This is a genomic window from Bacillus sp. SH5-2, assembly GCF_008368905.1.
Lineage (GTDB): Bacteria > Bacillota > Bacilli > Bacillales > Bacillaceae_G > Bacillus_A > Bacillus_A luti.
This window is the reverse complement of record NZ_QOSD01000027.1, coordinates 15,720-30,685: the sequence shown is the minus strand read 5'-3', so window position 1 is coordinate 30,685 and position 14,966 is coordinate 15,720. Positions and strand designations below refer to the sequence as shown.

The 14,966-nt window shown below is 35.4% G+C and carries 7 protein-coding genes; all 7 read left to right on the top strand.

The window, feature by feature from the left end; genetic code table 11:
• Nucleotides 1-245 precede the first annotated feature (245 nt).
• Complete coding sequence (locus DN410_RS23410; RefSeq protein WP_149178252.1) at nucleotides 246-1,517, top strand: cation:dicarboxylate symporter family transporter; 1,272 nt, start codon at nucleotides 246-248, stop codon at nucleotides 1,515-1,517.
• A 24-nt stretch (nucleotides 1,518-1,541) separates the two neighbouring features.
• Nucleotides 1,542-2,981 carry an aspartate ammonia-lyase gene (gene aspA / locus DN410_RS23405; protein WP_149178251.1) on the top strand — a complete coding sequence of 480 codons (1,440 nt, stop codon included), beginning with the start codon at nucleotides 1,542-1,544 and terminating at the stop codon, nucleotides 2,979-2,981.
• Nucleotides 2,982-3,056: 75 nt separating this feature from the next.
• Nucleotides 3,057-4,769 carry an oxaloacetate-decarboxylating malate dehydrogenase gene (gene malS / locus DN410_RS23400; protein ID WP_149178250.1) on the top strand — a complete coding sequence of 571 codons (1,713 nt, stop codon included), beginning with the start codon at nucleotides 3,057-3,059 and terminating at the stop codon, nucleotides 4,767-4,769.
• A 63-nt stretch (nucleotides 4,770-4,832) separates the two neighbouring features.
• A complete protein-coding gene (locus DN410_RS23395; protein ID WP_179958640.1) occupies nucleotides 4,833-6,131 on the top strand; it encodes a sensor histidine kinase in 1,299 nt (432 codons plus the stop codon).
• 2 nt (nucleotides 6,132-6,133) lie between these two features.
• Nucleotides 6,134-7,066: a response regulator gene (locus tag DN410_RS23390; protein ID WP_071712375.1), complete on the top strand. Its 933-nt coding sequence runs from the start codon at nucleotides 6,134-6,136 to the stop codon at nucleotides 7,064-7,066.
• Nucleotides 7,067-7,289: 223 nt separating this feature from the next.
• On the top strand, nucleotides 7,290-11,216 hold the full coding sequence (locus tag DN410_RS23385) for a choice-of-anchor L domain-containing protein (protein ID WP_149178248.1): 3,927 nt from the start codon (nucleotides 7,290-7,292) through the stop codon (nucleotides 11,214-11,216).
• 50 nt (nucleotides 11,217-11,266) lie between these two features.
• Nucleotides 11,267-14,893 carry an S-layer homology domain-containing protein gene (locus DN410_RS23380; RefSeq protein WP_149178247.1) on the top strand — a complete coding sequence of 1,209 codons (3,627 nt, stop codon included), beginning with the start codon at nucleotides 11,267-11,269 and terminating at the stop codon, nucleotides 14,891-14,893.
• The last annotated feature ends 73 nt before the right edge of the window (nucleotides 14,894-14,966 follow it).

Here is a 14,966-nt window from a genome sequence, read left to right as displayed (position 1 = left end):
CTTTTCATCCTTGTTAGTTTGAATACGTATATCTTTTAGATTATACGAAATAATCTGATGTTTTATCAAGTATATTTTATTTCTTTTTACAGAATATGTGTCAATGAATATTATAAGAAAAAAATTCGAATTTTTTGTGACGAACTTGTAGGTTTTTGTATGATTTTGTAGGTTCGCTTATATGATGTGTGAGTAGCTTTTATAAATACGAAATGAAAGCGTTCGCATAAAGGGGATGAACATAAATGAAAAAATTCGGATTGGCAACACAAATTTTTGTCGCGCTTGTTTTAGGGATTGTGGTAGGGGCAATCTTTTATGGAAATAAAACGGCGATTTCTTATATCACACCAGTTGGGGATATATTTATTCACTTAATTAAAATGATTGTAGTACCGATTGTTATTTCAGCATTAATTGTTGCGGTAGCTGGTGTAGGTGATATGAAGAAGCTTGGGAAACTAGGCGGAAAAACAATTCTTTATTTCGAAATTATTACGACGATTGCTATTTTAATGGGATTACTTGCAGCGAATATATTCCAACCAGGTACTGGCGTTGATATGAGTAATTTACAGCAAAGTGATATTTCTTCTTATAAACAAACAGCAGATGCAACAGAGAAGAAAGGTTTTGCTGACACAATTGTTCATATTGTACCGAAAAACGTATTTGAATCTATTGCACAAGGAGACTTATTACCGATTATATTCTTCTCAGTTTTATTCGGTTTAGGTGTTGCGGCAATTGGAGACAAAGGAAAGCCTGTCTTTAACTTCTTTGAAGGTGTGCTCGAAGCAATGTTTTGGGTTACAAACCAAGTTATGAAGTTCGCACCATTTGGTGTATTCGCATTAATTGCCGTTACAGTTGCAAAATTTGGAGTAGCAACACTACTTCCGTTAGGAAAACTAGTGCTAGCTGTATACGTAACTGTTATACTATTCGTTGTGATTGTATTAGGTATTAATGCACGAATGGTTGGAGTAAACATTTTTACATTAATGAAAATTTTAAAAGAAGAACTTATTCTTTCATTTACGACAGCAAGTTCAGAAGCTGTTTTACCTAATATAATGAGAAAAATGGAAGAGTTCGGTTGTCCAAAGGCAGTTGCCTCTTTCGTAATTCCGACAGGTTATACATTTAACTTGACTGGATCGGCTATTTATCAAGCGTTAGCGGCATTGTTTGTTGCGCAAATGTACGGTATACACATGTCACTAACGGAGCAAATAACGTTATTATTCGTTCTCATGTTAACATCCAAAGGTATGGCGGGAGTTCCAGGTGCATCATTCGTTGTTGTATTAGCAACGTTAGGCTCAATGGGCTTACCGTTAGAAGGTATCGCGTTAATTGCGGGAATTGACCGCATTTTAGATATGATTCGCTCATCTGTCAATGTATTAGGAAATGCATTAGCTGCCATTGTTATGTCGAAGTGGGAAGGCGAATTCGATCATGAGAAAGCAAAACAATATGTAGAAACAGTCAAAGAAACAAAAGCAGCATAAGAAATCGTTAAGGAGTGAAAAATCATGGCAACATTAACTGAAGTGAAAAATGGAGTACGTATTGAAAAAGATTTTTTAGGTGAAAAAGAAGTGCCTAATTATGCATACTACGGTGTACAAACAATGCGTGCAGTGGAGAATTTCCCAATTACAGGGTACAAAATTCATGAAGGCTTAATTAAAGCTTTCGCAATCGTAAAAAAAGCTGCAGCACTTGCTAACACAGATGTGGGAAGATTGGAATTGAATAAGGGTAGCGCGATCGCAGAAGCTGCTCAAGAAATTCTTGATGGAAAATGGCATGATCATTTCATCGTCGATCCAATTCAAGGCGGTGCAGGTACTTCAATGAACATGAACGCAAATGAAGTCATTGCCAATCGTGCTCTTGAATTATTAGGAATGGAAAAGGGAGACTATCATTATATTAGTCCAAATAGCCATGTAAATATGGCACAATCAACAAACGATGCATTCCCAACTGCGATTCATATCGCAACATTAAATGCATTAGAAGGCTTATTACAAACGATGGGCTATATGCATGATGTATTTGAATTAAAAGCAGAGCAGTTCGACCATGTTATTAAAATGGGTCGTACACATTTACAAGACGCTGTGCCAATTCGTCTTGGACAAGAATTTAAAGCGTATTCTCGCGTACTTGAACGTGATATGAAACGTATTAAGCAATCACGTCAACATTTATATGAAGTAAATATGGGAGCGACTGCAGTTGGTACAGGATTAAATGCAGATCCAGAATATATTGAAGCAGTTGTAAAACATTTAGCTACAATTAGTGAATTACCACTTGTTGGTGCAGAAGATTTAGTAGATGCGACGCAAAATACGGATGCTTATACTGAAGTATCAGCAGCACTTAAAGTATGTATGATGAACATGTCTAAAATTGCGAATGACCTTCGTCTAATGGCATCAGGTCCACGTGTTGGTTTAGCGGAAATTATGTTACCAGCTCGTCAACCAGGTTCATCTATTATGCCAGGGAAAGTAAACCCTGTTATGCCGGAAGTGATTAACCAAATCGCGTTCCAAGTAATCGGTAACGATCATACGATTTGTCTTGCTTCAGAAGCAGGTCAATTAGAATTAAACGTTATGGAACCAGTACTTGTTTTCAACTTACTGCAATCGATTAGCATTATGAATAACGGTTTCCGTGCCTTTACAGATAATTGCTTAAAAGGAATTGAAGCGAATGAAGACCGCTTAAAAGAGTATGTTGAGAAGAGTGTAGGAATTATTACAGCCGTGAACCCTCATATCGGTTATGAAGCAGCAGCTCGTGTTGCGAAAGAAGCAATTGCAACAGGCCAATCCGTTCGAGAACTTTGTGTGAAAAATGGTGTGTTGTCACAAGAAGACTTAGAGTTAATTCTAGATCCATTCGAAATGACACATCCAGGGATTGCTGGAGCAACTCTTTTAAAGAAAAATTAAAAGAAGAGGGGGGACAAGCCCCTCTTTTTTGTTTACAATATAGAAATGCTATATATGAATAGAGGTAGGGATGTTATGAGCAAGTTTACAGTAGCTTCTAATGGTTCATTAGAAACGACATTAAGAGGAGTAGAAGTATTATCAACACCACTTTTAAATAAAGGGGTAGCTTTCACGCAAGAAGAGAGAGAAGAATTAGGTTTAAAAGGGTTATTACCGCCAGCGGTTTTAACGTTAGAAGAACAAGCGCGCCGAGCATACGAACAATTTTGTTCCCAGCCGGATGATTTATTAAAGAATGTATATTTAACGGCGTTACATGATCGAAATGAAGTATTATTTTATCGTATATTAACAGATCATTTACGTGAAATGTTACCGATCGTATATACACCTACTGTTGGTGTAGCAATTCAAAGATACAGTCATGAATACCGTAAACCACGCGGCGTTTATTTATCAGTTAACGACCCTTCAGGTATTGAAGAAGCATTCAATAATATCGGTGCAACAGCTGAAAACATTGATTTAGTCGTTGTAACAGATGGAGAAGGCATATTAGGAATTGGTGATTGGGGTGTTGGTGGCATTAACATCGCAATCGGAAAATTAGCTGTATATACGGCGGCAGTTGGAATCGATCCTAGTCGTGTATTACCGGTAATTTTAGATGTAGGTACAAACCGTGAGGAACTATTAAACAATCCATTTTATATTGGAAATCGTCATCCACGTATAACGGGTGAAGCTTACGATGAATTTATTGATACATTTGTACAAGCGGTAAATAAACAATTCCCGAAAGCCCTTTTACATTGGGAAGATTTCAGTTCTCGCAATGCACGAAAAATTTTAGATAAATACCGTCATGACGTATGTACGTTTAATGATGATATTCAAGGTACAGGTGCAGTTTCACTTGCTGCTGTATTATCAGCAGTAAAAGCTTCTGGTGTACCACTGAGTGAACACCGCGTTGTTGTGTTTGGTGCTGGTACAGCTGGAATCGGTATCGCAGATCAAGTAAGAGATGCAATGGTCCGCGCCGGCTTATCAGAAGAAGAATCACATAATCGTTTCTGGTGTATTGACCGAAACGGATTAGTTACAGATAACATGGAAGATCTTCTTGATTTCCAAATTCCATATGCAAGAAAAGAAGCAGAAGTAAGTGAGTGGAAAGAAAATGATGTAATCGGACTTGCTGAAGTTGTGAAACATGTACAACCGACAATTTTAATTGGTACATCTACTGTTGCGGGCGCATTTAAAGAAGAAATTATTAAAGAAATGGCTTCTCACGTAGAAAGACCAATCATTTTACCAATGTCGAATCCGACGCCACTTGCTGAAGCAAAACCAGCAGATTTAATTGAATGGACAGAGGGAAGAGCATTAGTTGCAACAGGAAGTCCATTTGAACCAGTTACGTATAATGGTGTAACGTACGTTATCGGGCAATCAAATAACGCACTTATTTTCCCAGGACTTGGTCTTGGAACAATTGTTGTGCGTGCAAGCGTCATGACGGACGGAATGTTCGCAGCAGCTGCTGAAGCAGTTGCAAGCATGGTAGATACAAGTCAGCCAGGAGCACCTATCTTGCCAGAAGTTGAAGAGTTACGTAATATCTCCGAAATGGTTGCAATTGAAGTAGCGAAAGTTGCAGTTGCGGAAGGTGTTGCTAGAGAGAAATTAAGTGATAACGATATCAAGATTGCAGTGAAAGAAGCAATGTGGATGCCAGAGTATCGCCAAATAAAAGCGGTAGAAAAGGTTAGAATATAGAAATAAAGCCCGTTTATTATTATAAGCGGGCTTTATTTGTACGATTGAAAAAATGCATAGGAAGTGGCACTTTTGAATTGGAATCAATTATGGAAGAATGATATGTCTCTTTTAATTATATTAATGGTCGTTGTTCCGATTGCTGGAGAGCTGAATTTTCATCCTTTTAACGATACGTTTCGTGTTAGCTTTGGGACGCCGCTATTCTTCTTTTTATTACTATTTTTAAGAAGAGTGCCAGCTGCTGCTGCAGGTATTCTTGTTGGTATATGTGTAGTCTTATTCCGTGTATGTCTTGATTGGGTGTTGCAAGGTTCATTTCATATGACAGAATCATTTTATTTGCGCTATCCTGTGTTCTTCTATTATTTTATTTATGGAAGTCTTTTTTCGCTTTGTAGAGTGAATAAGTTTCATCAGAAGCCAATCGTTATTGGGTGCCTTGGAATTACAATTGAAATTATCGCGAGTATGTCAGAGCTTGCGATTTATCATATGGTAGTGCTCGGTACAACAATAACGGTTTCTGAAGTAAATAAGTTAATTATTATTGCTATTTTTCGTAGTTTCTTTGCACTCGGTTTTTTAAATATGATGAACTTATATGAAACGAAATTAAAAGAATCACAAGTGCGAAAAGAAAATGAAAATATGCTAATGCACCTGTCTAATTTATATGTAGAATCTGTTCATTTGAAGAAAACGTTACAAAATGCGGAGTTAATTACACAAGAAGCATATCAATTATATCGGAACTTGAAAGTAATCGATGATTCGAATGGTAAAACAGCATTGAAAATAGCGGGAGAAGTACATGAAATAAAAAAAGATAATCAAAGAATTTTTGCAGGATTGTCTAAACTATTATTAGATAAAAATGTAGCTGAGTATGTAGAAGGACATGAACTTGCAGAAATGATTGTGAGAATAAATGAGAAGTATGCTGAAATGTTAGAAAAAGATATACATTTTTCTAAACATATAGAAGGTGAGCACGCTGCATATCATGTGTATACAGTGTTATCAATTTTCAATAATTTAGTTGCCAATGCAGTTGAAGCAATTGAAGATAGAGGTCTCATTAGTATTAATTTATATAAACGAGATCAGCATGTAATCTTTGAGGTAATTGACGATGGTCCTGGTATTGCACAAAAGTATAAAAAATTAGTGTTTAAGCCTGGATTTACTTCAAAGTATGATCAAACGGGAACACCATCCACAGGAATCGGACTTTCTTACATACGCGAAATGGTAACAGAGCTTGGTGGAGAAGTAAGATTAGAAGACAATGAAACTGGAAAAGGGTGTAAGTTTATCGTTTGTTTACCGGAGTGCAGTTTAAAGCGGGAAGGGGAATAGGGTTGTTTTATTATATTGTAGATGATGATGAAGTTTTCCGTTCGATGCTTTCGCAAATTATTGAGGATGGCGATCTTGGGGAAGTAATTGGAGAATCGGAAGATGGAGCGTTTATTGAAGCGGAACAGTTAAATTATAAAAAAGTGGATATTTTATTTATTGATTTGCTCATGCCAATGAGAGACGGCATTGAAACAGTTCGCCATATAGCGCCTTCATTCAATGGGAAAATTATTATGATTTCCCAAGTTGAATCGAAACAGCTCATTGGTGAGGCGTATACACTTGGTGTGGAATATTATATTACGAAACCACTAAACAAAATTGAAGTTGAATCTGTCGTACGAAAAGTAATGGAACGAATTCGCTTAGAGCGTTCCATACATGATATTCAAAAATCATTGAATAACGTGTTTCAGTGGGAGCAGCCGCAAATGCGCAATGAACCGGTGCAAGAAGCAAAAAAGATAGCAGATTCAGGACGTTTCTTACTATCAGAACTCGGTATCGCAGGAGAAAATGGAAGTAAGGATTTACTTAGTATGCTGGAATATTTATATGGGCAAGAAAAGGCGCAAACATTTGAATTTGGATTTCCTGCGTTAAAAGATATTTTCCACTATATTACGATAAAAAAATTAGGAGATGGAGCTTTACATACGGATATTGATAAAGAGAAAAAAGCATCTGAACAAAGAGTGCGCAGAGCGATTTATCAGTCGCTAAATCATTTGGCTTCTTTAGGATTAACAGATTTTTCAAATCCGAAATTTGAAAGCTATGCCCCGAAATTCTTTGATTTTACGATAGTTAGAAAACGGATGACAGAGATGACAAAGGAAGAATTCGCAGTTTCGGGTCATACGCGGATAAACACGAAAAAGTTTATTCAAGTGTTGTATTTTGAGGCGAAACGGTTGATGGAGATAGATTAAAAAATACGATATAGGGTATAAACATTGATAAACCAAATCTTACATTGATTTGGTTTATTTTGTGTCGAAAAGTATTTTCTGAATAAATGAACAAATGGTGGTAAACGCTATTGAATTTGATAATAGGAATAGATTAATATAGTTATGAGTTTCCAATAAAATGAAAAGAAAGGAGTTAATAGCGGAAACGTATGTATTTGAAGAAAAGAAAGGGGATAATTAGTTGGGAGGAAAATATAAGCAGTTTAAAAGCGTGTTAACAATTTGTATAGTTGCTATTTTATGTTTACAGTTACCAGGATTTTACGTAAAGGCAAATGGGGAAGAAACCACTAAAGAAGACAGAAAATTTGAAATCAAAAGCGTGCAAGAGGCTGGTAAGAGTAATAATCCAGACATATCAGTATCCACATTAGATGATAATGTGAAAGCAGAACAGCTAGCGAAAAAGCTCGTTGGTGATGGAGTGGAAATTCGAAATGTAAAATATAAAGGTGCAAATCAAGCAGCCGGCACAGTGCAAGCGAAGCAAAATATTTTTGGAGTTGAAGATGGCGTTATATTAAGTACAGGTAATGCGAAGGGCATTATTGGACCTAATAAGTATAGAAGTTATACACAGATTAATAATCAGCCAGGTGATAGTGATGTAGAACGATTATTGTGGAATGGGACAAAAACATTTGATGCAAGTGTTTTAGAATTTGAGTTTAAGCCAACGAAAGAAAAAATGAATGTGCAGTATGCGCTTGCTTCAGAGGAGTATGAGGAATTTTCGGATTATAGTGATGCGGTAGGGATGTTTATTAATGAGAAAAATATAGCGGTTATAGACAATTGGATCTGGAGACCGGTGACAACTTCAACCATTAACAAGCGGACTAATTGGGATTACTATATTTCGAATACAAATAATTCTAAAAATACGGAAATGGATGGAATGACTAAAGTATTAGATGCCAGTTCGAATGTAAAAGCAAATGATTGGAATAAAATGAAGCTAGTAATAGCCGATGGAAAAGATAATGGTGTAGATTCGAATGTGTTTGTTAAACCTTTTGTATTTGAAGATATACCCTCCCCTGTAGAGTATGATGTTGTTTATATTAGTAGATGGAATATAGAGGATATAGATAACGAAAAGGCGAAAGTCAATGTTCATATTGTAAGAGAAGGAAATAAAAATAAAGATGATAGTGTAGAGTGGAAATTAGCTCTTCCTAAGAAAGATGCTAGTGGAACAGAAGTGAAAGCACAAGGAAAGGTATTGTTTGAAAAAGGTGAATCTGAGAAAACTATACAAGTAGAAGTAAGTAAACAAGATCGTGATTTGCAGCTTTCTTTATATGTAGAAAAAAATGGGGAAATTACTTTAAAGAACTCAATTAGTATATTTTTAAGAGAAATCATCATTGAGCCTCAGCGAATGCAGTTGAAAGTTGGAGAACAGCAAATATTTAAAGTGAAGGCTATGTATAGAGATGGAAAAGAAGTAGACATTACTGAAAATGTAGAAGCAGAAATTAGAGATAATGGAGTTGCTAAACTGAATTCGAAAAATAAAATAATTGCACAAAAATCTGGAATGACAAGTTTGACCATAAAATATGGTGAAGAAAGACGTGGGGCGTTGATAGAAGTTGGAAAAACGTTAAAAGATATTGAATTAGATAAAGATAATTTCGAATTGGTAGATAAAGAAATAGCCTATATTTCTGGACGGGTAATTTATGATGGTGAATTAATAGAGGATATGGATATGAATGGTGTACAGTTAACAAGTTCAGATGAAAGCGTTGTGCGTGTACACTATGCGGGAAAATTTCAAGCAGTAAAAGAAGGAAATGTGGTCCTTACAGTGGAGTATGGTGGAATTAAAAAAAATGTAAATGTAACAGTAAAAAAATCGGACCGTAAATTGACTGGAATTAATGTTTATCCAAATTATTATCAGGTATTAATCGAAGGAGAACAGCGTCCTGTTTACGTTGTAGCGATGTATGATGATGGATACACTGAGTATGTTACGAAAGAATCTGAGTTAGCAATTGCCGATACAGAAATTGCAGAATTAAATCGAGAATCATTGTATTTAATTGGGAAAAAAGCTGGGGAAACAACAATTAAAGCAACTTATAAAGGTATTACAGTAGAAGAGACAGTCGTAGTAGAAAAGCAATTTAAGGAGATCGAGCTTAACAAAAATCAAATTAATTTAAAGGAAGGTGCTAAAGACAAGATTGTTGTAAAAGCAAAATATATTGATGGTGAAAAAGATGTCACAGATCAAGCGAACTTTTGGATAAACGATGGAAGTATAGCTAGAATGTACAGTCATAATGGTGAAATTAGAGGGCTTAAACAAGGGCAGGCAACTGTTGTTGTTAATTACAAAGACCAGGAAATACGTGTACCAGTATATATTGAAAATGGATTGAAAAGTATTGAATTAGGTACATCGAGTATGACGTTGTTGGTTAATGAAAAAAGAAGATTACAAGTTATGGGAACGTATGAGGAAGAATATCGTTCATATATTAATGACGAAGCAACATTTTCTAGCAATAACGACAACGTAAAAGTTGATAAGTATGGATTTATAACAGCGCAAAAAGAAGGAGAATCTATTATTACAGTATCTGTAAGAGATATAAAAAAGGAAGTGAAAGTAAAAGTAGAGAATCCACTCGTTGCATTACAAGTTGGTACGGAGAAAATAGCATTAAAAACGAAAGAAGCATATGAATTAAAAGTAACAGGTTTATATGAAGATGGTTCGTTGAAAGATGTTACGAAAAGTGCGAATTTTGAATCTTCTAATCCGTCTGTAGTAGCAGTAGATGCTTCTGGGAAGTTGGTAGCTCAAGATAAAAAAGGAACAGCAACTGTTACGATAACGAAAGATAAACAAAGTTTGAACATTCCTGTTGAAGTAACAGAAAAAGAGACTGGTTTATTACTAGAAGTACAAGATGGAAATGGACGCGGAATGGATAATGTTAGCGTCGTTTTAGAAGATTCAAAAAAGAAAACACAAAAGTTAATAACAGGTAGCAATGGTACTCTGTCGTTAAAACCACAAGAAGGTGCTTATAAAGTATACGTTTATAAGAAAGGATATAAACCAGTTGCTGTAGACGTAGTTGTAAAGAATGATGAGCGGACGAAGCAGAAAGTCATATTAGAACCTTCGCAGTTATTTGATGGAAAGATGAACGTAACTCAAATGTCGAAAGAAGAAATAGAGAAGGCTGGTATTGATGTCAATCATCCAGATAATCGCCACGTGTATAAGTTTGAACTGCATTTGAAAATAGATAATGAGGATAAAAAAGTTGATTACATTATTAATAATGTAGGTAAAGTTATACAAGGTGATTTAAACGTGTCGATTGGTAGTGGTGCAAGTGAGGTTAATGTGTACCCAGTTGTTATTCAAAATGAACGTTTCCAAGAAAAAGAAGCTCCTCCTGCAGTTGGATATATGGTAGTTCCAGGGAAAGTAAGTTGGCTGAAAGAGTTCTTTAAAGTGGAAGTGATGATTCAAAGTTTTGCAGACGAACCATTTGAATTAACGAATACAAATGTATCACTAAATTTACCAGGAGGATTAAGCTTAGCTCCGATTTCCGAAAAACAAAGTGAAACAATCCATTTAGGAACGATAGGTGGAAATGAAGTTAAGAAAGCTGAGTGGTATATTCGTGGAGATAAAAAGGGCGAGTATCATTTGAATGCTAACTTCTCATCTACACTATATCCGTTTGATGAGCCACTTTCTGCCGGGTTTAAAACAGCTAAGCCAATTGAAGTGTACGGGGAAGACGGAGTGAAGATGCATATTAAAGTAGATAAAAAAGCATATAGAGGTCTTCCGTATGTAGTTAGGGTAGGGATTGAAAATAAATCGCCAAACGTAATTTATGATTTACAAGTAGAGTTAAATGAAGCAGAAAAGAAAAACTTTGTTTATACACCAGGAACAGAGTTGAAGCGAGTTGTTAATTCTATTCCATCAGGGGAAACGGTATGGCTTGATTATTTATTGCTACCTAAAATTTCAGGAGATTTAAATATTGGAAAATCATTCATTAAAAAGGTTGGAGACGGTATAAACATAGAGACTGTTCTTTCTACAATTGATGAATAATTCGATTCGGTTATCTTTATTTCATTTTGAATGCAAAAGGGGAATACGGGATGAAAAATTGGCTTAAAAAAGTAGCTCAATTGAGTATACTGTTTGTACTATTTATAACATTGATATTTGATGGTGCAATAGCGTACGCTGCTAACGAGGTAAATAAAAAAACAAATCAGTTTCATAGTGCAGCTGAGAATACAAACGAGCTTGTATTCAAAGATGTACCACCTTCTTACTGGGCGTATAAAGATATAAAGAGATTAAAAGAGATGAAGATTGTATCTGGTAAGGGAGATGGGCTATTTGGTCCAGAAGATCGCTTAACGCGAGAACAATTTTTGTCGATGGTCGTGTTACAGCAAGGATATAAGATTGTAAAAGATCAAGAGACATTTAAAGATGTGCCGAAAAGTAAGTGGTCAAACCAATACATTGAAACTGCAATAAAAGAAGAGATTATTGAGAAGAAAGAATACGGAGATAACTTTAAGCCAGAGCAGGAAATTTCAAGGGAAGAAATGGCGATTGTAATCGCAAAGGTTTTAAAGTTAAAAGAAGTAGATGAAGAAATAAAATTTGGAGATAAAAGTGAATTTACGAAAAATCCTAAATTGATAGCTGCATTAGTAAATGCAAAAATCATTTCAGGATATCCGGACGGAACGTTCAAACCGAAACAAACATTAACGAGAGCCGAGTCGGCAGCAGTCATCGTTAAATTACTCGAATATGGATATGTATTTGATGATGTACCACCTTCCTACTGGGCGTATAAAGATATAAAGAGATTAAAAGAGATGAAGATTGTATCTGGTAAGGGAGATGGGCTATTTGGTCCAGAAGATCGTTTAACGCGAGAACAATTTTTGTCGATGATTGTGCTACAACAAGGATATAAGATTATAAAAGATCAAGAGACGTTTAAAGATGTACCGAAAAGTAAGTGGTCAAATCAGTACGTCGAAACAGCGATAAAAGAAGGAATTATTGAAAAGAAAGAATATGGAGATAACTTCAAACCAGAGCAAGAAATCCCGAGGGAAGAAATGGCGATCATTATCGCGAAAGTATTGAAATTAAAGGAAGTAAATGAAGAAATAAAATTTGGAGATAAAGGTAAATTTACGAAAAATCCTAAATTGATAGCTGCATTAGTAAATGCAAAAATCATTTCAGGGTATCCAGATGGGACGTTTAAACCGAAACAAACGTTAACGAGAGCGGAGTCGACAGCAGTCGTTAGTAAAGTGATTGATTACAAGAAAGATGAGCCAACTACTGGGGATGGAGATACCGGTGGCAGTACGGGTAATGGAGGAGACGGTGAAAAAGCAAGTATCGTATACAAAAAGAACGTATATGAAGTGAAAGAACAATATAAAAACGACATAGAACAAACGCAAACAGATACTTTCACATTCAAAAATGACGCAGCAAAATTAAAAGAGTTGAAAAATGATAACATTTTAATTTTACCACCAATTCCAAACAATCCACTTGGGGTTGTTATTAAAATCATCTCTATAACGGATGGAAGTGATGGGGAAAAGGTTGTAAAAGCAGTGCAACCAGAGGCTAAAGAAGTAATTGAAAAAATAGATGTGAAGGAAAAGGTATCAGTTACAAGAGATAATGCAGAAATTGTTTATTTAGCAGAAGGTGTAACGCTGGATGAAAAGCAGCCGGTTTCTTTTAATCCTTTTCAACAGCAAATTAGTGGAGAGGAAGAAAAAAATCAATATGTTTTACAGGGACCAGAGGATTTCTTACAACGTGCATTTGCTGAATATGATGTTGATAAAAAAGAATTTAGTACGAACACGAATGTTAAAGTAACAGGTAAGGAGTTAGGAATTAATGAGGATCTAGCCTTTGCACTAAAAGGTAAAATGAAAATTAAAAATGTAGATGCTGATATTTTGTTTAAAGATGCGACTAGTTTGGATGAATTAAAATTTATTCTTAAAGGTGAAGTTGAGAATAATGTAAAATACACTTTTAATTACTCGCACTGTGTCGGAGGGAAAGTAGCTTGTAAGAAGAAAGAATCTGAAACTTTAACATTTGAAGAATGGAAAGAAATTATTGATAAAAAAGGTCTCTCACTGAAACCATTTAAAAAATCTTTGTTTATGGTTCGCGTACCACTGCCTGCTGCTCCAGCTATCAGTGTAATGTTGGAAGCTTCGCTTGTAGTAAAAGCAGATTTATCAATCGGCATAGAGGTAGATGTGAAGCAAACAGATTCGTTTGAAGGGGGAATTGAAAACAGCGGAATAGTATTTGTACACGATCAAACAGGCCCGAATCTTAAATTTAAAGGGGAAGCAAAAATTGATGGGAAAGCAGGTGTCGAAATTAAAGGCGGTTTAACACTTGCTAATATAATTTTAATAGGGACTAATTTTGAAGCTGGATTGAAATTAGAAGCACTGGCAAGAGCGTCGGAGGGAATAAAAGACGTTGACTCTAGTAATTTAGATACGTATGAAAGTATTTGTGCAAAAGGGTCACTTGGATATTATATTCAAGCCGGTTTAGAGGCGAGTATAATTTATGCCGACATTTTTTCTATTAAGAAATCGTTAATAGATAAAAATGGGGAGTTCAAGAAAATAAGTAATTGCGAAAAGTATGATTTACAATCAGCACAAGATTATTTATTACTGGAAGAGGGAGAAGACACAAATTTAAAAGTAGTAAAAAGAATCTTTGATGAAGATCAATTAACGATGAAAGTAGAGAAATTATTGAAGGATCAGGAAATACGAGTATCAAGTAAAAATACAGATGTAGTAGAAGCAAAACGAAAAGATGCAGATAATTTTGCAATTCATGTGAAACCGAACGCAAAAGAGGAGCAGAAAGTAAATTTATTATTTGAGTTAGTAGAAGGCGAAAAAGTAATGGCTGAAATAGAAGTTCCAGTTTATATTGTGAAGCCAACAAAGCTACAAGTAGATCCTGAAAAAACATTTGTAATGAAAAAGCAAAAAGAACAATTGCAAGTACGTTTAGCGATACCTGTGCCGGTAGAAGTAATGAAACAATACGAAACATTAGGGTTACCAATTGAACCGTATCGCTATAAAAAAGTAACACAACCGAACCTGCTTACTTTCAAAAGTTCGAAAGATTTCGTTATCGTAAATGAGCTTGGAGAAGTGACAGTAAAGGACGATGCGAAAATCGGAGATACGACTGAAATTAATGTCGCTTATAAAGGATTGACAGGTAAGATTAGTGCTCAAGTTTCGGGAAGTGAGGAAGATAAGCGAGCACTATCAGGTTTATCTTTACAAAGTGCGCAGCAATTAATATTAGATGCGGAGCAGCACGCAAATAATATTTTGCAAGCGGCAGTTAAATCGCCTGAAGAAGAAAAATTTGAAGACTTACAAAAACAAATGAAAAAGTTTTATGAGCCGAAATTTACAGGGAAGCAATTTGAAAAAGCTTATAAGTATAATAGACAGTGGATATTAAATCCGTATTACTTATATCCTGTAACGAATGTTTATAATACAGAGGCAATGAAAACATTCACAAGTGTAAGTGAAACACCTTCAACATTAAGTGTGAAAGTAAGTGTACCAGTTCAAGGTGAGCAAGGTGAATCATTTACGTATACGTATGATTTAGTGAAAAAAGATGGATCTTGGTATTTAGATGACATCAATTAATTAAAAAATAAGCGCCTTTCGTTATATAGCGAAAGGTGCTTATTTTTGTTTTTCGTATGTACGACTTTACTTA

Bases quoted from the DNA above. Each gene is read 5' to 3' on its own strand.
- DN410_RS23410 (WP_149178252.1), top strand. From the start codon at position 246: ATGAAAAAATTCGGATTGGCAACACAAATTTTTGTCGCGCTTGTTTTA.
- aspA (WP_149178251.1), top strand. From the start codon at position 1,542: ATGGCAACATTAACTGAAGTGAAAAATGGAGTACGTATTGAAAAAGAT.
- malS (WP_149178250.1), top strand. From the start codon at position 3,057: ATGAGCAAGTTTACAGTAGCTTCTAATGGTTCATTAGAAACGACATTA.
- DN410_RS23380 (WP_149178247.1), top strand. From the start codon at position 11,267: ATGAAAAATTGGCTTAAAAAAGTAGCTCAATTGAGTATACTGTTTGTA.